Raw genomic sequence first — 22,859 nt, 5'->3', positions numbered from 1 at the left:
CGCGATCGCACCCCGGGAAGGCCGCACTTGGTCCACGCGCGGTGCGGGAGTACATTGGCGCCCACTTCCGCACGCCCAGCCATCGTCCCCCTGCACCCATGACCGCCCAGCACCCCGACATCCGTCCCGAACAGTCGATCGAACTGCTCAAGCAGCTCCACATCCTGACGCGCGACGGCAAGCTCAATCAGGACAGCCGGCGCAAGCTGAAGCAGGTCTATCACCTCTACCAGTTCATCGAGCCGCTGCTGGCCGAGGCGCTGGCCGAACGGCCGGACATCCAGCTGGTGGACCACGGCGCGGGCAAGTCCTACCTCGGCTTCATCCTGTACGACCTGTTCTTCAAGCAGCACGCCCCCGGCGGCCGCATCCACGGCATCGAGACGCGCGACGAACTGGTGATGAGCTCGCGCCGCCTGGCCGACAAGCTCGGCTTCTCGGCCGGCATGCGCTTCCACAACCTGACGGTGGCCGAGTCGATCCGCTCCGAGCGCCTGCCCGAGCGCATCGACGTCGTCACCGCGCTGCATGCCTGCAACACCGCCACCGACGACGCGATCCGCTTCGCGCTGGAAAAGCGCGCGCGCTTCATCGTGCTCGTGCCCTGCTGCCAGGCCGAAGTCGCCGCGGTACTGCGCAAGAACAAGCAGCGCCAGCTGAAGAACAGCCTCACCGAACTGTGGCGCCACCCCATCCACACGCGCGAGTTCGGCAGCCACGTCACCAACGTGTTGCGCTGCCTGCAGCTCGAATCGCACGGCTACCAGGTCAACGTCACCGAACTGGTGGGCTGGGAGCACTCGATGAAGAACGAACTCATCATCGCGAGCGACCGGGGCCTGCCGCGCAACCGCCCGTCCGCGCGCCTGCGCGAGCTGCTGCAGACGCTGGGGCTGGAGGAACTGGGCGAGCGCTTCTTTGCCGGCGAGCCGCAGTGCGACACGCGCTCAGTTGCCGCCCCGGCGCCCGACGCGGATGCGGACGCCGCCGGCTGATCCGACCGTTCCGCGCCGCAGCCATACATCACCCAGGAGAACGCACATGGCAGTACTGCTTCAAGTCGACTTTCCGTATTCCGGTCCGTGGGGCGAGGACATGGCGCAGGCCATGCGCGGCCTGGCCGAATCGATCGCGCAGGAACCCGGTCTACTATGGAAGATCTGGACCGAGAACCGCGACGCCAGCGAGGCCGGCGGCATCTACCTGTTCGCCGACCGCGCCAGCGCCGAGGCCTATCTGCAGATGCACCGCGCCCGCCTGCTGGGCTTCGGCGTGCCGCAGGTCAATGTCAAGCTGTTCGACGTCAATCCCGCGCTGTCGGCAATCGACCGCGCCCCACTCGGCGGCTAGGCGCCCGGCGTGGCGTGGCCGGCACGCCGGACGGTGGCCAGCAGCAGCGCCGCCGCGGCGAACAGGCCACCGAAGGTCCGGTTGAGCAGGCGCTGCTGATGCGGCGCGCGCAGCAGGCGCAGCACGCGCGCCGCCAGGCCGGTGTAGCCGGCCATCACGATCAGGTCGACGGCGATCATGGTGGCCGCGAGGATCAAGTATTGCGCAAGCAGCGGGCGCGCCGGATCGAGGAACTGCGGCAGCACCGCGAGGATGAACACGATCGCCTTCGGGTTGCTGGCATTGACGACGAAGCCCCGCATCACCAGCGGCCACGGCCGGCCGTGCGCGGCATCGCCCGACTCGACCGCCATCGCCGCGGGCGGCGCCACCCACTGCTTCCAGCCAAGGTAGACCAGGTACGCCACGCCGAACCACTTGATGACCGAGAACGCCAGCTCGGACGTGGCCAGCACCGCCCCCAACCCGGTAGCGACGATGCCGATCTGCAGCGCCAGCGCAAGCTGCAGCCCGATGGCGTTCCAGTAGCCGCGGCGAAAACCGTAGTTCAGCCCCGAGGACATCGACGCGATCGCGCCGGCGCCCGGGCTCAGGCTGATGATCCAGCAGGCGACGAAGAAGGAAATCCAGGTATCGAGCAGCATCGGGGTGGGGTCGGGGCAGTTTCGGCGGCGGAAGTCGGCTATGTTAATGCGCCGGCCACGTCCTCGCACGCGCGCCCGGCCCCGCGACCCGAATCCGTTCCGCCACGATGACCGCCTCCGCCCGCTACCAGGTGATCCACCTGCACACCGCCGCACCGCCCAAGCCCGCGACGGGCGCGCCGTGCAACGGCTGCGGCGTGTGCTGCGCGGCCGAACCCTGCCCGCTGGGCGTGCTGTTGTCCCGCCGCCTGCGTGGCGCCTGCAGCGCCCTGACGTGGAACGCAGAGCAGGCGCGCTACGTATGCGGCGCCCTCGCCCACCCCGAGCACCACCTGCGCTGGCTACCGGCGGCGTGGGCGAGGCGGCTGGTGCGGCGCTGGATCGCGGCCGGCGACGGCTGCGACGCGGACTACAGCGAACACTAGGCCTTCAGCGCCACGGCGCGCTGGCCCCGATCAGCCGCTCGATGCGCTCGCCCACGACCGCAAGGCGTGCATCGACGTCGGGTTCGTCGTTCTCGATCGCCGCCTCCAGCGCGCCGGCCTCCTCCATCAGCTCCATCGCGCAGATGAAGCCGGCGTTGCTGCGCAGGGTGTGCATGCGCCGCGCGGCATCCTCGCGCCGGCCTTCGGCGAGTTCGCGGCGGGCCTGGGCGGCGGCATCGGCATTGTCCTCGATGAAGAACTCGAGCAGGCCGACGAACATCCCGAGGTCGCCGCCGACGCGCTGGATCGCGCGTTCGCGGTCGATGCCGGGAATGTCGGGGAAGGCATCGGCTGCGGATGCCGGGCCCGCGCCGAGGACGCTCGCCGCGCCCGCGGACAGGGCCGGACGCGGCGTATCCCCTTGCCCACGCGGACCGATCCAGCGCACCAGCAGTTGTGCCATCTCCTCGAGATCCATCGGCTTGGGCAGCACGTCGTTGGCGCCCGCCTCGCGCGCCGCCGCCTGCTGGTCGTCGCGCACCCCGGCGGTGAAGGCGATGATCGGCAGGCCGACGATGCCCAGTTCGCCGCGAATCGCACGCATCGCGCTCAGGCCGTCCATCACCGGCATCTGCACGTCCATCAGCACCGCATCGAAGCCATCGGGGCGGGTCTTCAGCAATTGCAGCGCCTGCTGCCCGTCGGCCGCCAGCGTCGTGCTCGCCCCCTCCAGCGCCAGCGCGCGTTCGACCAGATCGCGGTTCATCGCGCTGTCGTCCACCACCAGCACATGCGCGCCCGCCAGGCGCGGGCCCGAGGTCGCTGCCGGCGCGGTGCGAGGTAACACGGACTGGTCGGCCGCGGCGCGCTGCAACGGCAGCTCGAACCAGAAGGTGCTGCCGAGGCCCGGCTGACTGTCGGCACCGATACTGCCGCCCATCAGCTCGACCAGACGCTTGCAGATCGACAGACCGAGACCGGTGCCGCCGAAACGGCGGCCGATGCCGGCATCGGCCTGGGTGAAGGGAGAGAACAGCCGGCCGAGCGCCTCGGGCGCGATGCCGATACCGGTATCGCGCACCTCGACGCGCAGTCGCAGTTCGGCCTCGCGCGTCTCGAGGCTGCGCACGCGCACCGCCACTTCGCCGCGTTCCGTGAACTTGATCGCATTGCCCACCAGGTTGAACAGCACCTGCTCCAGCCGCAGGCCGTCGCCCAGCAGCAGGCCGGGCGGCGGCTCGGGCATCTGCACGCGCAGGGCCAGCCCCTTGCTGCGCGCCACCTGCCCCATCAGGCTGTCGACGTTCGCCAGCAAGGCGGCGAGATCGAAGGGGCGCGGCTCGATGCGCAGCTGCCCGGCCTCGATCTTCGACAGGTCGAGCACGTCGTTGAGGATCGCCATCAGCGACTGGCCGGCATTGCGGATGCGCTCGACCATGTCGCGCTGGCCGGCGGAGAGGTTCTCGCGTGCCAGCACCTGGGCCAGGCCGAGGACGGCGTTCATCGGCGTGCGGATCTCGTGGCTCATGTGGGCGAGGAACTCGCTCTTGGCCGCGTTGGCGGCGGCGGCCTCGTCCGCCAGTTGGCGGTGGCGCGCCTCGCTGACCTGCAGGCGCTCCTCCATCGCCTTGCGCGCGGTGATGTCCTCGACCATGCCGAGGTAGCGCGGCGCCTCCTCGCTCTCGACCTGCACCGGCGCAAAGCTCAGGCTGACCCACACCACCGAGCCATCGGGCCGCAGGTAGCGCTTGTTGACGCGGTAGCCCGGAATCTCGCCCGCCGACAGCCGATGCAGGTTGTCCGCGCTCTCGGCCACGTCCTCGGGGTGGGTGATGGCGCGCGGGTCGAGCCCGACCAGTTGTGCCGGGCTGCGGCCGACGATGTCGGCGAAGCGCTGATTCACCTCGGTGATCACCCCGCTGCCGGAGTCGACCAGCACGACGCCGACCGGCGCCTGCTCGAAGATCACGCGGAACCGTGCCTCCGCGGCACGCTGGGCACGCAGCGCAACCACCTCCTGCCGCTGCAGGTCGCGCCGCCACAACAGGAAGCCGGCCGAATACACCAGCAACAGCAACAACCCCATGACCAGCGCCGTCACCCAGGTCATCAGGCGCACGCGCGCATAGGCCTCGCGCTCGTCGATCTCGGCGAGCATCAGCCAGGGCGTCCCGCCGATGGGCGACGCGTAGGCCAGCACCGGCACACCGCGATAGTCCCGCCCGCCGGAGAGGATGCCGGCCTCGCCCTGCGCGGCGCGCGCCGCAGGCAGGTTGGGCGAAGCGAGCGGCAGGGTCAGCACGAGGGCCGCATCGCGCTGATGACGCAGCGGCGTGAGGAAGCGGACGCCGCTGCCGTCGCGCCGCACGAGATAGGTTTCCGCGGTGCGCGTCGGGACGGGCCAGGACTCCACCATCGGGAACAGCACCGCATCCGCACGCCAGGTCAGGTAGGCCACGCCGCGCGGTGCACGGCCGGCCTCGCCGATCGGCGCCAGCACGCCAAAGCGCGCCTCGCCACGCGCATTCAGGTACAGGTCGACCAGGGCTACGCGCCGCTCGTGCAGCACCTTGCGGATCAACTCGGCATGGGCGCCGCTGTCCGCATCGCCGATGACGAAGGCGGGCTGCCCGTCGGCGTCGATCACCGCCACGCCCTCCCAGCCCCGCGCGCGCTGGGCGTCCCGCATCAGCGCCTGCATCCGTGCGAAGGCCACCGGGTCGCGTCGCCCGCTGTCCAGCCAGCCAGCGAACAGGCTGTCGAGCTGTGAATGGCCGGAAAAGTACAACTCGGCATCGACGTGCGCCTTGCCCAGCCAGTCCTCGATGTGCTGGCGCTTCTGCTCGGCGATCACGGCCAGCGTCCGATGCGTCTCGCGGCGGATCTCCTCGGCGAGATAGCGGTAGCCCACCGTGCCGAGCACGCCGATCAGCACTGACAGCGCGAGCAGCGGCAGCACGAAGCGCCGCCACGGGCGGCGAGGCGCGCCCGCGACCCTGTCTGCTGAAGCGGGGACAGCTGGATTAGTCATGCGTGCGCGATCCGTCGGAACGTCCGAGACGGCCGGTTTCCACCGTCGTCCGGGTCTCTGCCAAGGTGCTTTGGAATGAAGCTGACAGCCCGCTTCGCCGCCCCTCCGTACGGGCAGCGGGGCTCAGCCCATAAGGCGGAATTATCGACGATCAGCGGGTCAATGCGGAATCTCCGTCAAGGCTCAGCGCCCCAAATCCGCGTCGCAGCGGGCTGCAACCCAGCGTGCGTCGGTCTCGAGATCGAGGTCGCCGCGCGGCGACTTGAGCATGACGCGGGTCGCGAAACGCTCCGGGCTGTCCACCCGGGCACGGAAATCACCGGCGGCCTGCGGATCGGTGCAGTTCAGGCGTCCCGTCACCGTGTTGCCCGACTTGCGCACATCGGTGAGCGTGCAGTTTCCTTCGACCTTGCCCGAGTAGATGGTGTCGCTACGCGCCTGCGCCGGCGTGATGCAACTGCGCACGGTGCCGTCCTGCCCCAGACGCACACCGCGCTGTGCCATCTGCGCTTCGACCTTCGCGCGCACGTCCGGCGGCAGCAGCTGCAACTGCTGCTGCAGCATGCCCATCTGTGACGAAAGGTCGGGCAGGCCGCCCACGCTCAGGTGGGTCGAGCGAAACTCCCACAGCCCGGGCCGGATTCCCTCCGCGGCGCTCACGCCCGGCGTCGCCATCAGCGCACCCAGCATCGCGCCCAACCACATCAGCCCGCCTCGGGACAGCCTGTTCCGTTCCATGAGTCTGCTCTGCGCCTTGTTTTCCAGGGAAAGGGGTGGGTACGTCATGGATCGGAATTCTATTCGATCCCCGCCTGCCGCTCGCGCCTAAAGTTTTTCCCGAATCTGCCGTTAAATCATCAAATATTCAATATATGCACCGCGCATGCAGCGCACGCGCGAATTGCGGGCGACCAGGATCGCCCCCGCCTGGCCCCGTGGAGACGCTCCAATGAAAAACAGGGCGATTACGCCTACCCGCAACGAGCGCATCATGCGCGAGGACGATTTCATCGTCAGCAAGACCGACCTCAAGGGCCGGATCACCTACGGCAACGAGATCTTCATCGAGTTCTCCGGCTACACCGAACACGAACTGCTCGGCAGCCAGCACAACATCATCCGCCATCCGGACATGCCGCGTGCGGCGTTCAAGCTTGCCTGGGACACCATCCAGGCCGGCCACGGGTTCTTCGCCTACGTAAAGAACATGTCGAAGGACGGCGGCTTCTACTGGGTGTTCACCCACATCACCCCGGATTTCGGCCCGCGAGGCGAGATCGTCGGCTACTACTCGGTGCGGCGCTGCCCGCGACGCGACGCCCTGGCCAAGATCGAGCCGGTGTATCGCCAGATGCTGGACGCGGAACGCGCGGCCGGCACCCGCGACGCGATCGGTGCGGGTACGAAGGTCCTGACGGACCTGCTCCAACAATCGAGGATGAGCTATGAACAGCTTGTTTTCGCGCTCTGAGCGCCAACGCTGGATCGCTTGCGGGCTCGTGCTGCTCGGCGCAGGCGGTGCGTTCTTCGGTCCGCTGCATGCCTTGCCCGCACTGCTCGGTGCGATCGCCGTCCTGCTCTGGCCGGCACGCACGACGACCGCCCCGCTGACCGACCTCGACCGGCTGCTCACCGCCTTCAGCGACGGACGGCTGGTCGAGCGCCTGCCGCGCGCCTATGCCGATCCGCGCCTCGAGCAGATCCGCCGCCACCTCAATTCGTCGCTGGACCAGACCGAGGCGGCGTTCCGCGAGATGCTGGGCGCGATGGAAGCGTCGGCAGAAGGGCATGACTGGCGCCGCCTGCAGACCTCGGGGCTGCACGGCACCTTCCGGATCGTGCTCGAGCGCATGCAGACTCTGCTCGAGCGACTCAACCAGGCGCGACAGTCCATCGTCCGCGAAGCCCTGCTGTCACGCATCTTCATGCGCTCGGAACGCGGGCTTTCCAATGCCATCGACCGCGTCAACCACGCCCTGGCGCAGGTCGATGACGACGCCTCGGAGGTGCGCACGCTGGCACAGGATTTCTTCGAAACCGCGACCCGCATGTCCTCCTCCGCCAATGCAATGTCGAGCTCGCTCGGCAGCGCGCATGAGTCCGCGCGTGAGAGCGCCGCTTCGCTGTCCGATCTCGACCAGAAGACGGCGGCCATCCGTGCGCTGTCGGGGCAGGTCGACGAGATCGCCAAGCAGACCAATCTGCTCGCGCTCAACGCCGCGATCGAGGCCGCCCGCGCCGGCGAAGCCGGCCGCGGTTTCGCGGTGGTCGCCGACGAGGTCCGCAAGCTGGCCGACCAGTCGCAGCGCGCGGCGAACGAAATCACCACCGCGATTTCGGCCGTATCGCAAGCGATGGACGCCGTCAGCAGCCGCATGGAAGGCCTCGGCGAGGCCGTTGCCGGGGCCCGCAGCACCGCAGATGCCTTTGGTGACGAATTGAGCCGCTCAGCCAGTGCCGCATCGCAGATCGAGCGCCTCGCCAGCACGATCGCCGACGGTGCCGACACCATGACGGCGCTCATGAGCCGGGTTTCGCTCGCCCAGAACGCGCGAGCCAACATCAATCAGGTGATCAACGGCGAAGCGCTCGACCTGTCGTCCCGCCCGGAAATCGAACGCGAGGCCCTGTCAGTGGCGCTCGAGGGCAGATGGCAGGACAACGAGTCCGAACGCACCCACCTGATCGAAGCCTACGACACGCTGTTCGCACGCATCGAGTCGCAGGAACTCCAGCCCCGGTAGCGCACGTCGTGACCGCACCACGGCAGTCCGCGCGCGGACTTCGCAGCGGCAACTACTCGGCAACATAGGGCCGTACCTGGTCCTGCTCTGCCGGATGATTGCGCGCGACCACGGCGCGGGCCGCTTCCGTGGTGCTCAGATTGATCGCTTCGTGGGGAACGCCTGCCGGGATGAACAGAAACTCCCCTGCCTCGCTGATAACCTCATTCTCCAGCTTCGCGCCCCAGCGCGTCAGAACCTTTCCTTCCAGCACATAGATTCCGGTTTCGTAGCCGACATGGTAGTGCGGCTCTGACTTCGCCCCAGGCGGGATCGTCACCAGATGCATGCTCATTCCGCTTGCCCCGACCGTCTCTCCAGAAATACCAACGAAATACGGGAGTCGCTGACGCGTCAGGACTTCACGGTCTGGCCGGATCGCTCGTACTTCCTGCATATCGAACTCCTCCTTGACCGGCGGCTTGTGGAGCCCTGCCGGACTTGCGGTTCAATGCGCTTCGAGTCCAGCCGCAGGCCGCGTTTTGCTCTTTGGCCATGAACGGCAACGATGGTTCAGGCTCCTCTGGCTCAGGCCAGCGTGTTGGCACCGACGAGGACGAGGCTCACCGCAACGCCTTGCGGTCATACAGTGCGTGACGTGAAGGCCAGGCTCGTCCGTCTTCCCGGGATTTCGCCTGTAAATACGGACCGCGAGAGAAAAAGTCGGTCATCGCCCGCGCATAGGCGTCGTCAGCTGCGAACTTTTCCTTCACGAGATCCCCGACGGCGACACGCTGATGTTGCGTGACGCCGTCGGCACGATGGACGCCTACCCTGTGAGTCCGGCAGTCGGAGATCCGCGAGTGCAGCGCGAGTAATACCAGCAGGGTCTGTCTCACTCTCCCGGCCGTCCTTGCCCGGTCGGTTGAAGACGGTGGCAGTCAGTTCGCCGCGTCCCGGTATAGGAGGCGGCTGGAGGTCTCGGATCGACAATGACCGGTCGTCGATATGCCTGGAGCAAGGATGCTCAAGAGATCGCATAACTCCGAAATTTGCCGGATGGCCAACGGAAGCAACTCGGCCTCAGCTGCCGGTGGCTCGATGGCGCAGTCAGGCAGCAATGTGCTGGTCACCTGCCGTTCGAGCGTCAGGCGAGGGCGAACGGCAGCTTCCCCATTCTGCCAACTGGAAGTACCGACCCAATCCAGCCGTCGGGCACTTCGCGGTGCGAACGGCAAGTAACCGAGTGAAGCCGTCACCTCGCATGACATGCTGGGGGACGCGAAATTGGTGCTTCGTTCAATCAATGTGAATGCCGATGGTGGATATCTGGAAAGTGCGGGTGCTTGTGGACCAGCCCCTCGTGGCGGTGCCAATGCTCATGTGGCTCGTCACTGTTCCAGGCGAAGTTGTGTTCGTGTTGGTGGTGTTCGTCATGGGTGTGCCGATGGCTATGCTCCATCGGCTCATGTGTGTGCTCGTGCTCGTGGTACTCGGTGAGGTGTAGCCACACCCCCCAGCCCATCAGGACTGCCGCAATCCAGAATGCGATCGAGGTCGATTCGCCGAGCAGGACTAGCGACACGGCCGCACCGATAAAGGGCGCGGTCGAGAAGTAGGCGCCGGTGCGCGCCGTCCCCAGTCCGCGCAGCGCAAGCACAAAGAGCACCAGGCTGATGCCATAGCCGAACAACCCGACGACCAGGGTGCCGAGCAAGACCGTGCGGTCCGGCAGGCTCGCACCGAGCGCAAACGCCAGCCCAACGTTGACCGTGCCCGCCACCGCACCTTTCGTGCCCGCGATGAAGAGCGCATCCGAGGCCGACACGCGCTGCGTGAGGTTGTTGTCGATCGCCCAGCACAGGCAGCCGGCGGCGATGGCGAGCGGACCGATCCATTCGTTCACGCCCCCTTCGCCACCCGACCAGGACAGCACGACTCCGCCGGCCACGATCGCGAGCATGCCGAGCACGATGCGGCGGTCGGCGTTCTCCCGGAACACGACCCACGCGACTACGGCGGTCAACACCGCTTCGAGGTTGAGCAACAGCGACGCAGTCGAACCGTTGGTGCGTGTGAGGCCGAACATGAGCGCGAGCGGGCCGAGCACGCCGCCGAAGAAGATTGCCCCCAGCAGCCACCGCCATTCACCCTCGGCCAGGCCGGAGGGCGTCCAGCAGCGATCGCGGATCAGGCGAGCCACAGCGAGCCCGAGCCCGCTGCCAAAGTAGAGCAGCCCGGCCAGCAGCCAAGGCGACATCTCGCCGACCAGCAACTTGGCAAACGGGGTGCTCGCACCGAACAAGGCGGCCGCGAGCAGCGCATGGATCACGTAGATGTTGTTCATTGCCCTTGCCAGACCGGTGTTACCAATCTCCCCCGGGAGCGAATGATCGAAAACGCCCCCACCCCGTCGGGATGGGGGCGCTGCGCTTAAAGCACGCGCTCGATCTTGGTGTAATCGCCTTGGGTCTTGAGCGTCACCGTGACCGCGTAGCCGGAGCGGTTGCGCCAGAACCAGCCGTGCATGCCGTCGAACGCGGCAACCAGTTCGCCCTGGTTACCGAGCTCGTTACGCCCCTTGCCGTAGCTATGATAGAAGTTCTTCGGCGCGTCGCAGGGGTCGCCATGGTGTCGAAGCTCACCGGGCTACCGGCGCTCACCCACTCATAGCGGACACGGCTGTCCTTGTTCATCGGTCGGCGCGCGTCTAAAACTACCCAGCTATCCGTGCGGACAAACTGAGGACGATCAGATGCTTTTCCGCCCGAGGCGCAACGCGTTCCCCACCACCGATGCCGAGCTGAAGCTCATCGCCAGGGCGGCAATCAGCGGTGAAAGAAGCAGTCCGAACGCAGGATAGAGCACCCCGGCCGCGATCGGAACACCCGCTGCGTTGTACAGGAAGGCGAACACGAGGTTCTGGTGCATGTTGCGCACGGTGGCGACTGAGATGCTGCGTGCGGTGGCGATGCCCCGAAGATCACCCTTGACCAGAGTCAGATGGGCACTGTTCATCGCGACGTCGGTCCCCGTGCCCATCGCGATACCCACATTCGCGCGCGCGAGCGCCGGCGCGTCGTTGATGCCGTCGCCGGCCATTGCGACAATCCGACACTCGGCCTGAAGTTTGCCGACGAGCTCATGCTTGTCGGCGGGCTTCACTTCGCCATAGACCTCGTCGATGCCCAGGCGGGCGCCGACCGCGCGCGCCGTGGTGAGGCCGTCACCCGTGGCCATGATGATCCTGAGCCCGCTCGCCCGCAGCGCATCGAGCGCTTCCGGGGTCGAAGCCTTGATCGGATCGGCAACGGCGATGAGGCCGACGAGCACGCCGTCTGCGGCGAGGTACATCACGCTTGCACCCTCCAGGCGCAGCGCCTCGGCGCGCTCCGCGAGCACGCGCCAATCGATCCGCTCATCCTCCATCAGGGCGGTGTTCCCCAGAACCACGCGTTGGCCATCGACCGTGCCGCGCACGCCGATGCCGGAAGAGGACTCGAATGTCTCCGGTGTGCTGAGCGCGAGACCGCGCTCGCGGGCCTCGGTCACGATGGCCTGGGCGAGTGGGTGCTCGCTGCCCTGATCGAGGCTGGCTGCGATGCGAAGCACGTTGGCCTCCGTAACGCCCGGCACCGCCACCACACGATGGAATGCGGGGCGCCCTTCGGTCAGCGTGCCGGTCTTGTCCACGATCAGGGTGTCGACCTTGCACAGCGACTCGATCGCCGCCGCATCGCGAAACAGCACGCCCTGGGTGGCGGCCTTGCCGGTCGCGACCATCACCGACATCGGCGTGGCCAGGCCGAGCGCACAGGGGCAGGCGATGATCAGCACCGCCACCGCGTTGATGAGGCCGTAGGCCCAGCTCGGCTGGGGTCCGAAGAGTCCCCACACCACGAACGTGGTGAGGGCGATGAGCACGACGACGATGACGAACCAGCCCGCGACGACATCCGCCAGGCGTTGCATCGGCGCGCGCGAGCGCTGGGCCTGCGCGACCATCTGCACGATCTGAGAGAGCATGGTCTGTGCGCCGATCTTCTCTGCGACCATGACCAGCGCCCCGCTGGTGTTGAGCGTGGCGCCGATCACCTTGTCGCCGGGGCGCTTGGTCACGGGGATCGGCTCGCCGGTCAGCATCGATTCATCGACCGCGCTTTCGCCTTCGGCAACGGAACCGTCGACCGGCACCTTTTCGCCCGGACGAATACGCAGCCGGTCGCCAGGATGGACGTGGGTCAGCGGGATATCCTCTTCGGTGCCATCCGCGCGAATGCGCCGCGCGGTCTTGGGCGCGAGGCCGAGCAGCGCCTTGATCGCGGCGCCGGTCTCCGATCGCGCCTTCAGCTCCAGCACCTGGCCGAGCAGCGTCAGCGAGATGATCACCGCTGCTGCCTCGAAATACACCGCCACGTGTTCGCCCATGCGGAAAGAGGCCGGAAACACTTCGGGCGCAACCGTAGCGACGACGCTATATAGATAGGCCGCCCCAACTCCCAGTCCAATCAGCGTCCACATGTTCGGGCTGCGGTTGCCGATCGACTGCGCGCAGCGCACGAAGAACGGCCAACCGGACCAGAGCACGACCGGTGTCGCCAGGGCCAGCTCGACCCAGGGGCGCGCCGCACCCAGCATCGGATCGAAGACGCCACCGGACATGGCGATCGCGGTGACGATCACCGTCAGCGGCAGCGTCCACCAGAAGCGGCGGCGGAAATCGACGAGCTCGGGATTGTCCTCATCCTCAAGACCCGGCATCACCGGCTCGAGTGTCATACCGCATTTCGGGCAGGTGCCCGGTCCAATCTGGCGGATCTCCGGATGCATCGGGCAGGTGTACTCCGTGCCGGGCACCGGTGCGGGTTCCGTTGAAGGCTGACTTGTCTCCGGTGCCAGATACCGCGCCGGATCAGTCTCGAACTTGCCTTGGCACTTCGCACTGCAGAACCGGTATTCGTGTCCGGCGTGAATGACCCGATACGGAGAGTCGGGCTTTACCGTCATGCCGCAGACCGGATCGGTGTCATTGCCTGTCGATGCATGATCGTGGCGATGAGTGTGGCCGGAATGGCCACCCTGCGAATGTTCGTGGGTCATGATGCTTCTCCCCGGCGTTTGTTGTTATCGAATGCCGACCTTGCGCTGTTCACCACGGATGAATGCCGTGACATGAGCGACCTCGTCCGACGTCAGGCCGGGAACAGGTGCCATGTCGCCGAACTGCCAGTGGTGGGCGCGCACACCGTTCGCTACCGCCAACTGAAAGGCGATATCGGCGTGATGACTGGGTTCGTAGACCTTATGGAGCATGGGCGGCCCCTTGTCCGAGCCCTTGAGGTCGGTCCCATGGCAAGCGGCACAGTGCTGTGCGTAGAGTCCCTTTCCTTGCGCCGGATTGGGCATCAGCCCCGGAGAGGGCTGCGGGATCTTCCAGCCTTGCGCCGCTGCGCTCGAAATCAAGACGCCCGAAAGCGCCGCGATGACGACGCCACGGCCAAGGCACGCCCCTGTCATCGACATCTCAGCGCTTCTCCGAATCGGTGTCGTTGCTGCGGTGCCCGCCGTGATGTCCTCCATGGCCAAACAGGTGCATCAGGGGACACAGCAACAGGATCAGATACACCCAATTGCCCGACACATGCGCCCAGTGTTCGCGCAACAGGAAGAACAGTGCGATCGCCGCCAGCATCAGGCCGGCGATGACGCCGGGGGAGCGATACCAGGCGACAGATCGAGGGAGTCCAGGATCATGAGCAGGCTTTGTGTTCATGGCTTCATACCTTGCGGGTCGGCGAATGGCGAACGGCTGCGGGCGGCTTCGAGCAGCACGGCGAGAGCGGGGCATCCCGGTGGGCTCGCTCGTTCTCGCGACACCAATTCCTGAAGGATTGCCAGAGGGATTTCAGCCAGGCAAGCATCGCAATGCTCCTCGTCACGTTCAGGGGCGGCCTCGGGAACGGGGCCTTGGAAACAGGCTACGCCCCCGGTGCTGTCGCGGCGCTGACCGGTGCATTACAAATTCGACACCGTGACCAGTGCCTGCGCGGGTGCTGTCTTAGCGCTGCGGCGCAACTCCCACTGCTTGACCAGCGCGTACAGCGCCGGAATCACCGCCAGCGTCAGCACGGTCGAGGACACCATGCCGCCCACCATCGGCGCGGCGATGCGGCTCATCACCTCGGCGCCGGTACCGGTGCTCCACATGATCGGCAACAGGCCGGCCATGATCGCGACCACGGTCATCATCTTCGGCCGCACGCGCTCGACTGCGCCTTCCATGATCGCCTCGTACAGATCGGCGACCCCGGCCTCGCGGCCTTCGGCGTGCCTGCGCTCACGAACCTCCTTCCATGCATGATCGAGGTAGATCAGCATGATGACGCCCGTCTCCGCCGCCACCCCAGCCAAGGCGATGAAACCCACCGCAACGGCGACGCTCATCTGGTAGCCCAGCCACCACATCAGCCACACCCCACCGACCAGCGCGAAAGGCACCGACAGCATCACGATCAGCGTCTCGGTCAGCCGCCGGAAGTTGAGGTAGAGCAGCACGAAGATCAGCGCCAACGTGACCGGCACCACGATCTTCATCTTCTCCTTGGCACGCTCCATGTTCTCGAACTGGCCGCTCCAGGTGGCGTAGTAGCCCTGCGGGAATTCGACCTCTTCGGCCACCGCCTGCTGCGCGCGCTTGACGAAGGCGCCGAGGTCGGCCTCGCGCGTGTCGACATACACATAGGCCGCCAGCAGCGCGTTCTCGGTGCGGATGCCCGGGGCGCCGCGCGTCAGCTTCACCTCGGCGAGCTGGCCGAGCGGAATGGGCCCATTCATGGTCGGCACGAGGACGTCGGACGCGAGCCGCGCCGGATCGTCGCGCAGGCCGCGCGCGTAGCGCACCGACACGCCGTAGCGCTCCAGGCCCTCGACCGTGGTCGTCACCATCTCGCCGCCGAGCGCGGTGGCGATCACGTCCTGCACCATGCCGATGGTGAGCCCGTAGCGCGCGAGCTGGTCGCGGCGCGGCACGATGTCCACGTAGTAGCCGCCGGCCACGCGCTCGGCGTAGGCGCTGCTTGCGCCCGGCACCTTGCGCACCGCCGCCTCCACCGCCTGCGCCACCTTCTCCAGCGTCTCCAGATCCTTGCCGAAGACCTTGACCCCCACCGGCGTGCGGATGCCGGTGCTGAGCATGTCGATGCGGGCCTTGATCGGCATCGTCCACGAGTTGGCCAGGCCGGGGAACTTGAGCGCGGCGTCCATCTCGGCAATGAGCTTGTCGGTGGTCATGCCCGGCCGCCACTGGTCCTGCGGCTTCAGGTTGATGACGGTCTCGAACATCTCGAGCGGCGCCGGATCGGTGGCGGTGTTGGCGCGGCCGGCCTTGCCGTACACCGACTCGACCTCGGGGAAGGCCTTGATGATGCGGTTGGTGGTCGCAAGCAGGCGCCCGGCCTCGGTCACCGACATGCCCGGCAGCGCCGCCGGCATGTAGAACAGCGTGCCTTCGTTGAGCGTCGGCATGAACTCCGAGCCGATCTGGCGCGCGGGCACGATGGTGGCAGCCATCGCCAGCACGGCGAGCACGAGCGTGAGGACCTTGAAGCGCAGCACGCCCTTGATGATCGGCCGGTACAGCCAGATCAGCAGCCGGTTCACCGGGTTCTTCGCCTCGGGCAGGATGCGCCCGCGCACGAAGAACAGCATCAGCACCGGCACCAGGGTCACCGACAGCAGCGCGGCGCCGGCCATGGCGAAGGTCTTGGTGAAGGCGAGCGGCGAGAACAGCCGGCCCTCCTGGCCTTCGAGCGCGAACACCGGCAGGAAGGACACGGTGATGATCAGCAGCGAGAAGAACAGCGCCGGCCCGACCTCCTTGCACGCCAGCACGATCGCGGCGCCGCGCGCCTTCTGGGTCGCCCCTGCGGGCAGGCGCTCGATGTGCTTGTGCGCGTTCTCGATCATCACGATCGCCGCGTCCACCATCGCCCCGATCGCGATCGCGATCCCGCCCAGGCTCATGATGTTGGAGCCCAGGCCGAGCGAACGCATGGCAATGAAGGCAAACAGGATGCCCAGCGGCAGCGTGATGATCGCCACCAGCGCGCTCCTCACATGGAGCAGGAAGATCACGCACACGGCAGCGACGATCAGGCTTTCCTCGAGCAGCGTCCATTGCAGGTTGCCGATCGCGCGCTCGATTAGTTCGGAGCGGTCGTACACCGGCACGATCTCCGCGCCTGCCGGCAGCCCGGGAGCGATCTCGGCAATCTTGGCCTTGACGTTGGCGATCACATCGAGCGCGTTCTGGCCGAAGCGGGCCATCACGATGCCGGAGGCCACCTCGCCCTCGCCGTTCAGCTCGGCGATGCCGCGCCGCTCGGCCGGCACCAGCTCGACGCGGGCCACGTCGCCCACGCGGACCGGCGTGCCGCGCTCGGCCTTGAGCACGATATCGGCGATGTCCTGCACGCTTTGCAGGTAGCCCCGACCGCGCACCATATATTCCTTCTCGGCGAGCTCCACCACCCGCCCGCCGACGTCGCGGTTGGAGGCGCGGATCGCCTGTGTCACCTGATCAAGGGTGATGCCGTAGCCCGCGAGGCGCAGCGGATCGACGGTGACCTGGTACTCGCGCACGAAGCCGCCCAGGCTCGCGACCTCGGACACGCCCTGCGCCTTGGTGAGCTGGTAGCGCACGTACCAGTCCTGCAGGCTGCGGGTGTCGGCCAGGCTCATGTCCTTGCCCAGCACCGCATATTGATAGACCCAGCCGACGCCGGTGGCGTCCGGGCCAATCTGCGGCGCCACGCCCTGCGGCAGGCGGCTGGCGGCGGTGCTCAGGTACTCGAGCACGCGCGAGCGCGCCCAGTAGATGTCGGTGCCGTCCTCGAAGATCACATACACATAGGACGCGCCGAACATCGAGAAGCCGCGCACCACCTTCGCGCGCGGCACCGCCAGCATCGAGGTGGTGAGCGGATAGGTGACCTGATCCTCCACCACCTGCGGCGCCTGGCCGGGGTAGTCGGTGTATACGATCACCTGCACGTCCGACAGGTCGGGCAACGCGTCGAGCGGGGTGTGCTTGACCGCGTAGAGGCCACCGCCGATCAGGAACAGCGTGGCGAGCAGCACCAGGAAGACGTTGTGCGCGGACCAGTCGATGATGCGATCGAGCAGGCCGGGTGCTGCCGGTCCAGCTGCAGCATCGGTCGGCACGGGGCCCGAAGTGTCCGTCACGGGGGCATGCATTTCAGTGTCCCCCGTGACCGGCGGCGGTCGCCGCAGGTGAAGGTGCAACACCTGCAACCGGCTCGATGCCTGTGACGATGTACTCGCCTGGCTCACCCGCCTCGAAGACGAAACGCACCGGCGAGCCCGGGGCGATACTCTTGACCAGCGCCGGATCGGCAATCATGAAGTCCATGGTCATCGCAGGCCACTGGAGGGCCGGGATCTCACCATGCGTCATCGTCACGTTGCCGGCTTCGGCATCGAGGGCATCGAACGTCCCTTGCGCTTCGTAACGCGTCGGGCTCGCTTGGGGCTGCTCGCCGGCATCGGGCTCGACGAGGTTGGAGAGTGCCGCCTTGAGCTGGCTCTCCGAGTCGATCAGGAAGTTGGCCGAAACCACCACGCGATCGCCCGCCGCCACGCCGTCGAGCACCTCGACCACATCACGTCCGCGCTGGCCGAGCTTCACTGCCTGCGGCTTGAAGCGGCCTTCAGCGAGGGCGAGGAGAACGACCCGGCGCTCGCCATCATCGATGATCGCCGAGGTCGGCACGGTAACCTTTGGAGTGGCATCACCTGTCGCCAGCGCGATCTGGGCGAACATGCCCGGGCGCAACAGGCCTTCCGTGTTGTCCATTGCCAGCCGCACGCGGGTGCTGCGCGTCGCGGCGTCCAACGTCGGATAGAGATAATCGACCCGCGCCGCGAAGCTGCGACCAGGATAGGCCTCGAGCGCCACCTGCGCAGTCTGACCAACCTGCACGCGAGCGAGGTCCTGTTCATACACATCAGCAATGATCCACACTTTCGACAGGTCGGCGATGCGGAACAGTGCGTCTCCCGGCATGAAGCGTCCGCCTTCGATTGCCTCCTTCTCCAGCACCACGCCGCTCGCCGGGGCGTGGAACACCTGGCGCGCCCCCGCCTGGCCGGCGACCTGCAGGTTGCGAAGGCGCGCACGCGTCGCCTCGGCCAGGCGGCGGGCGGATTCGCTCGCGACTGGATCTTGCGACTCACTCTGGCTCGCCAGGCGCTCGGCAATGCGCAGTTCCTCGCCGGTGGATTGCAGCTCGGGGCTGTAGGCGGTGAAAAGTGGCTGGCCCTTTTTCACCGGATCGCCGACCGCATTCACATGCAGGCGCTCGATCCAGCCCTCGAAGCGCGGTGCCACCACCACCTGCCTGCGCTCGTCGAGCTCGATCCGGCCGCTCGCGCGCACCGCCGCATCCACGGCGCGCAGTTCGGCCTCTGCGGTCTTCACCCCCAGGGTCTGGATGCGCGCCGGGCTCACCACCACCGCGCCACTGTCGTCCGGCTTGTCGTCGGCATAGACGGGGATGTAGTCCATGCCCATCGAGTCCTTCTTCGGCACCGGCGAGGTGTCGGGCAAGCCCATCGGGTTGCGGTAGTAGAGGATCTTGCGTTCGCCATCGGCCGGGACTGCGCTAACGCTTTGCGCCTGGCTTTCGCTGATCATGGGAGCTGCATTTCCAGTATTTTGCAGGTGCGCAATCCCGTACCCCGCACCTATGGCAATCGCCACGCCCACAGCGATCGCCGTCATTCGAACGGCTGAGCTCACTTCAGATCCCCTGTTAGTTTCTTGATTTCTGTCAGCGCCAGGCGCGTGTCGAGCTCTGTCTTCAATCGTTGAGTCCGGATGTCGATGAGCTGGCGCTCGGCTTCGATCACGCTGTCGAAGTCAACCTTGCCGCTGCTGAGCGCGGCCTGACTTGCATCCCGGGTGGCCTGAGCCTGCGGCAGCAGCGTATGTTCGAGCAGGCGCAAGGTTTCGCGACCCTGCGCGTACATCGACCAGGCGATACCAAGTTCGCCGGATGCGCGCGCCTTGGCATCCTCCCGTCGCGCCTCGGCCGCCATCAGCATGTATTCGGCTTCGCGCTCCCTGGCGCGACGGCTGGACTGCTGCAGCGGGATCATCACCTCGAACATCACGTCCCAGGACGACTTACCTTCATCCGGGCGGTTGTTGCGCACGCCGACGGCGAAGTCCGGCAGCCGGTCCTGATAGGTCCGTTCGCGCTCGGCACGCGCAACATCGATGCCGTAGGTGGCAGCATTCACTTCCGGGTTGGCGCTCGCCGCTGCCTCGAAAAGGGCACCAGCGTCCAGATGCTCGGGCAAGGGGGCGGGATCAGCTGGTGCAGCCAGCGGCGCGTCGTGCGACCGGCCGAGCAGGCCGTTCAGCCCTGCTGCCAGGCCCTTGCGCCGCTGTTCGATCTCGACGAGCGCGAGGCGCTGGGCACTGATCTCTCGCTGCATGCGCAACACCGCCTGCTGCGGCAGCAGACCCAACGCGTAACGGGCCAGGCTGAGTTCCTCCAGGCTCTTCAGCAAGGCCAAGCCGTCGCGGTTGAGGACGAGCTCGCGGTTGGCCGCGTAGTAGCGCAACCACAGCGCCTCAATCTTTGCCGCGAGCTCAGCCCAGGAGGTATCGCGCATCGCATCAGCCTGGATTGCCTGGGCCTCAGCGGCTTTCACCGCCAGCTCGCGCTTGCCCCACCCGGGCAGCGGCTGGGTGATACGGTAGCGCGTCTCGCCCACCTGGCCGGGCAGCAGGGAAGCCGAACGTCCGCTCATGGTGTTGGTGGCATCCATCAACTCGACCTCGAACGTCGGGTCGGGCAGCGCGCCGGCGGGCGTCACACGCTCCTGCGCTGCAGATGCTTCCGCGCGTGCAGCGGCAAAGCCGGGGTTGCTTTGGCGCGCATATTCAATCAGCGCATGGGGGCTCGCGCCGAGCGTTGGAGTGTCGGGTGAGCCCTGAGCCCAGGCACGACCACTTCCCAACGCGAGCGCGAACACAAGCGCAAGCGCTGCGGGGCGCGGCAGGAGCGATGAGGGTACTGCGAACGGGGATTTCATCGGGAAACGATTCCGGCAGGCGGTGAAGTGCATGCGCAGGCCCTTCGCTACCCGCCTCATCGTTCACCCACCGAGGGGCTCCCCCGGAGTGACTGGTCAGAGTGGAATACGACGCACCTGCGGGGTCGGCGTCACTGAGCAGCTTCGAGCGACGTCACGGTCAGCGCACCGCCGACCTTCTCGACCGCGAAGCGGATCTTGTCGCCCACCTTGACCTGATCGAGCAGGCCCGGCTCTGCCGCGCGGAACACCATGGTCATCGGCGGCATGCCGAGCGATTCGAGCGGGCCGTGCGCGATGGTGAGCTTGCCGGCCGCCTTGTCGATCTTCTTGACCGTGCCCTCGGCCAGCTTCGCGTCGGCTTCGGCCGGGGCACTCGCCCCGCCATGATGTGCATCGTGATCGGCCTGTGCGAACGCAAGCGGAGCACCGCCGCCGAGCAAGGCCAAGAGCGCAGTGGTAATTAGGGTCTTCTTCATGATGAGGTTCTCCAAAGGTTGAATTGCTGTGTCAGTTCGAGAGTGAGCACAATTATGCGAAGCACTCCCCGACAGGACGCTGACGCACGGATTACATTTCTGTCAGCCGACCTTGATCGTGCCGATCATGCCGGCCTGGAAGTGGCCGGGGATCAGGCAGGCGAACTGGAAGTCCCCCGCACGGTTGAAGTGCCAGATCATCTCGCCGCGCCCACCCGGAGCGACATGCGACATCCACGGTTCGTCATGCTCCATCTCCGGAAAGCGCTGCATCATCTCCGCGTGCTCGGCAAGCGTCTTGGGCGTACCGACCACCATCTCGTGCATCACCGCGCCTCGATTTTCGTGGGTGAATCGGATCGTCTCCCCCAGGCGCACCTCGATGCGGTCCGGCACGAAGCGCATTTCATCGGTCATCGCGATGGCGATCGTGCGCGAAACGGATTTCGCGTCCCCCGCAATCCCCCATTGCTGCTGCTCCTTGGGGGTATCGGACGATGCTTTGTCGGCATGCTCGGCATTTCCATGGGCGAACGTGCTGCGGTGAACGGCAAGCGCACCGGCGGCAAGGCTGGTGGCGAGAAATCGACGACGACTTTTCATGGGGATCTCCATCTCTCTCGTGGGTGAGGCTTCATTTGCGCCCGGGGTTTGCACCGATTGCACGGCGTTCGACGTCAATGACCTTGATGACCAGTGGGCTTGCGTACGGTCATCTCGACAGACTGTCGCCCCCCTGTACGCGGCATGCTCGAGGAGCCCGCTGCGTCGCTACGAGCGGGTTCAGGGAGGCCGGCGCCGGCCCACTCGTAGGCCACCGTGCCCTTCGGATGCTTGAACCAGCCCGGGTCGCGGTAGTCGCCCGGCTTCTGGTCACGGCGCACCTTGAGAACGGTGAACATGCCGCCCATCTCCACTGCGCCGAAGGGCCCCTGCCCGGTCATCATCGGCAGCGTGTTGTCGGGCAGCGGCATCTCCATCTCGCCCATGTCGGCCATGCCGCGCTCACCCATCAGCATGTAGTCGGGCACCAGCTTCTGGATGTCCTCGACCAGGCCGCGATGGTCGACGCCGATCATGGTCGGCACGTCGTGGCCCATCGCATTCATGGTGTGGTGCGACTTGTGACAGTGCATCGCCCAGTCGCCTTCCTCGTCGGCGATGAACTCGATCTGGCGCATCTGGCCCACCGCCACGTCGGTGGTGACCTCGGGCCAGCGCGACTCCGGCCGCGTCGGCCCGCCGTCCGTGCCGGTGACCTCGAACTCATGACCGTGGATGTGGATCGGGTGGTTGGTCATCGTCAGGTTGCCGATCCGCACTCGCACACGGTCGCCTTTCCGGACATTGAGCGTGTCGATGCCGGGGAAGGCGCGGCTGTTCCAGGTCCACAGGTTGAAGTCGAGCATGGTGTTGATCTTCGGCACGTAGCTGCCCGGCTCGATGTCGTAAGCGTTGAGCAGGAAGCAGAAGTCGCGGTCCACGCGCGCGATGTGCGGGTGTGCTTCGCGCGGGTGCGTGACCCAGAAGCCCATCATGCCCATCGCCATCTGCACCATCTCGTCGGCGTGCGGGTGGTACATGAAGGTACCAGGGCGACGGGCGATGAACTCATAGACGAAAGTCTTGCCGGGCGGGATCTGCGGCTGGTTGAGGCCGCCGACGCCGTCCATGCCGTTGGGCAGGCGCTGGCCGTGCCAATGGATGGTGGTGTGCTCGGGCAGGTGGTTGGTGACGAAGATACGCACGCGGTCGCCCTCAACGACCTCGATCGTCGGCCCGGGCGATTGGCCGTTGTAGCCCCACAGTCGCGCCACCATGCCGGGCGCGATCTCGCGCTCGACCGGCTCGGCGACGAGGTGGAATTCCTTCACGCCGTTGCGCATGCGCCAGGGCGCGGTCCAGCCGTTCAAGGTGACGACCGGGTCGTAGGGGCGGCCATTGGGTGGTGTCAGCGGCGCGGCCGTCGCGGCGCTGGTCTGAATCACGGGTTCGGGCAGCGCGGCGAGCGCGGTGCGGTTGACGGTTCCGGCAGCGGCCAGCAGGCCTGCCCCGGCGAGAAAGCTGCGTCGGGTGGTCATCAG

At 66.8% G+C, this 22,859-nt stretch carries 20 protein-coding genes; 5 read left to right on the top strand and 15 right to left on the bottom strand.

What is annotated here, in order from left to right; genetic code table 11:
* The first annotated feature begins 98 nt into the window (after window positions 1-98).
* A complete protein-coding gene (locus AC731_RS17795) occupies window positions 99-995 on the top strand; it encodes a class I SAM-dependent methyltransferase (protein WP_048708191.1) in 897 nt (298 codons plus the stop codon).
* 46 nt (window positions 996-1,041) lie between these two features.
* Complete coding sequence (locus AC731_RS17790) at window positions 1,042-1,350, top strand: monooxygenase (protein ID WP_048708188.1); 309 nt, start codon at window positions 1,042-1,044, stop codon at window positions 1,348-1,350.
* Here AC731_RS17790 and AC731_RS17785 read toward each other — a convergent pair.
* The gene (locus AC731_RS17785) at window positions 1,347-1,994 is read right to left on the bottom strand and encodes a LysE family transporter (RefSeq protein WP_048708185.1); all 648 of its coding nucleotides are present in this window, start codon (window positions 1,992-1,994) and stop codon (window positions 1,347-1,349) included. The genes AC731_RS17790 and AC731_RS17785 overlap by 4 nt on opposite strands.
* A gap of 107 nt (window positions 1,995-2,101) precedes the next feature.
* On the opposite strand from AC731_RS17785, the gene AC731_RS17780 reads away from it, so the two are divergent.
* A complete protein-coding gene (locus AC731_RS17780; RefSeq protein ID WP_048708182.1) occupies window positions 2,102-2,419 on the top strand; it encodes a hypothetical protein in 318 nt (105 codons plus the stop codon).
* Between the two features lie 4 nt (window positions 2,420-2,423).
* On the opposite strand, the gene AC731_RS17775 is transcribed toward AC731_RS17780, so the two are convergent.
* Together AC731_RS17775 and AC731_RS17770 are read right to left on the bottom strand one after the other, a co-directional pair.
* On the bottom strand, window positions 2,424-5,378 hold the full coding sequence (locus tag AC731_RS17775) for an ATP-binding protein (RefSeq protein ID WP_048708179.1): 2,955 nt from the start codon (window positions 5,376-5,378) through the stop codon (window positions 2,424-2,426).
* A gap of 255 nt (window positions 5,379-5,633) precedes the next feature.
* On the bottom strand, window positions 5,634-6,155 hold the full coding sequence (locus AC731_RS17770; RefSeq protein WP_048708176.1) for a DUF3617 domain-containing protein: 522 nt from the start codon (window positions 6,153-6,155) through the stop codon (window positions 5,634-5,636).
* A gap of 244 nt (window positions 6,156-6,399) precedes the next feature.
* Here AC731_RS17770 and AC731_RS17765 point away from each other — a divergent pair, with 244 nt between their 5' ends.
* A complete protein-coding gene (locus AC731_RS17765) occupies window positions 6,400-6,921 on the top strand; it encodes a PAS domain-containing protein (RefSeq protein WP_048708175.1) in 522 nt (173 codons plus the stop codon).
* Window positions 6,896-8,194, top strand: coding sequence for a methyl-accepting chemotaxis protein (locus tag AC731_RS17760; protein ID WP_048708172.1), 1,299 nt, complete (start codon window positions 6,896-6,898; stop codon window positions 8,192-8,194). The genes AC731_RS17765 and AC731_RS17760 overlap by 26 nt, the downstream gene beginning before the upstream one ends.
* A 52-nt stretch (window positions 8,195-8,246) precedes the next feature.
* On the opposite strand, the gene AC731_RS17755 is transcribed toward AC731_RS17760, so the two are convergent.
* The 12 genes from AC731_RS17755 to AC731_RS17705 form a co-directional block, all read right to left on the bottom strand.
* Window positions 8,247-8,630: a cupin domain-containing protein gene (locus AC731_RS17755; RefSeq protein ID WP_048708171.1), complete on the bottom strand. Its 384-nt coding sequence runs from the start codon at window positions 8,628-8,630 to the stop codon at window positions 8,247-8,249.
* A 166-nt stretch (window positions 8,631-8,796) separates the two neighbouring features.
* On the bottom strand, window positions 8,797-9,072 hold the full coding sequence (locus AC731_RS19705) for a hypothetical protein (RefSeq protein WP_156480740.1): 276 nt from the start codon (window positions 9,070-9,072) through the stop codon (window positions 8,797-8,799).
* A gap of 404 nt (window positions 9,073-9,476) precedes the next feature.
* A complete protein-coding gene (locus AC731_RS17750) occupies window positions 9,477-10,520 on the bottom strand; it encodes a DMT family transporter (protein WP_048708169.1) in 1,044 nt (347 codons plus the stop codon).
* Between the two features lie 404 nt (window positions 10,521-10,924).
* Window positions 10,925-13,273: a heavy metal translocating P-type ATPase gene (locus AC731_RS17740; protein ID WP_048708166.1), complete on the bottom strand. Its 2,349-nt coding sequence runs from the start codon at window positions 13,271-13,273 to the stop codon at window positions 10,925-10,927.
* Between the two features lie 24 nt (window positions 13,274-13,297).
* Window positions 13,298-13,696, bottom strand: a complete 399-nt coding sequence (locus AC731_RS17735; RefSeq protein ID WP_004265696.1) for a c-type cytochrome — start codon at window positions 13,694-13,696, stop codon at window positions 13,298-13,300.
* A gap of 1 nt (window position 13,697) precedes the next feature.
* Window positions 13,698-13,946 (bottom strand): DUF2933 domain-containing protein, encoded by a 249-nt coding sequence (locus tag AC731_RS19700; RefSeq protein ID WP_012586265.1) that lies wholly within the window; start codon window positions 13,944-13,946, stop codon window positions 13,698-13,700.
* Between the two features lie 242 nt (window positions 13,947-14,188).
* Entirely contained in the window at window positions 14,189-17,428 is a 3,240-nt protein-coding gene (locus tag AC731_RS17730) for an efflux RND transporter permease subunit (protein WP_269465506.1), read from the bottom strand.
* A gap of 1 nt (window position 17,429) precedes the next feature.
* A complete protein-coding gene (locus AC731_RS17725) occupies window positions 17,430-18,974 on the bottom strand; it encodes an efflux RND transporter periplasmic adaptor subunit (protein WP_048708159.1) in 1,545 nt (514 codons plus the stop codon).
* A 14-nt stretch (window positions 18,975-18,988) separates the two neighbouring features.
* Window positions 18,989-20,236: a TolC family protein gene (locus AC731_RS17720; RefSeq protein WP_082794425.1), complete on the bottom strand. Its 1,248-nt coding sequence runs from the start codon at window positions 20,234-20,236 to the stop codon at window positions 18,989-18,991.
* 191 nt (window positions 20,237-20,427) lie between these two features.
* The gene (locus AC731_RS17715) at window positions 20,428-20,775 is read right to left on the bottom strand and encodes a copper-binding protein (RefSeq protein ID WP_048708154.1); all 348 of its coding nucleotides are present in this window, start codon (window positions 20,773-20,775) and stop codon (window positions 20,428-20,430) included.
* A gap of 102 nt (window positions 20,776-20,877) precedes the next feature.
* Window positions 20,878-21,378 carry a cupredoxin domain-containing protein gene (locus AC731_RS17710; protein WP_048708151.1) on the bottom strand — a complete coding sequence of 167 codons (501 nt, stop codon included), beginning with the start codon at window positions 21,376-21,378 and terminating at the stop codon, window positions 20,878-20,880.
* A gap of 74 nt (window positions 21,379-21,452) precedes the next feature.
* Window positions 21,453-22,856 (bottom strand): multicopper oxidase family protein, encoded by a 1,404-nt coding sequence (locus AC731_RS17705; RefSeq protein ID WP_048708149.1) that lies wholly within the window; start codon window positions 22,854-22,856, stop codon window positions 21,453-21,455.
* Between the last annotated feature and the right edge of the window lie 3 nt (window positions 22,857-22,859).

The organism is Thauera humireducens, assembly GCF_001051995.2.
Taxonomy (GTDB): domain Bacteria; phylum Pseudomonadota; class Gammaproteobacteria; order Burkholderiales; family Rhodocyclaceae; genus Thauera; species Thauera humireducens.
This window is presented reverse-complemented; position numbering and strand designations above follow the sequence as displayed.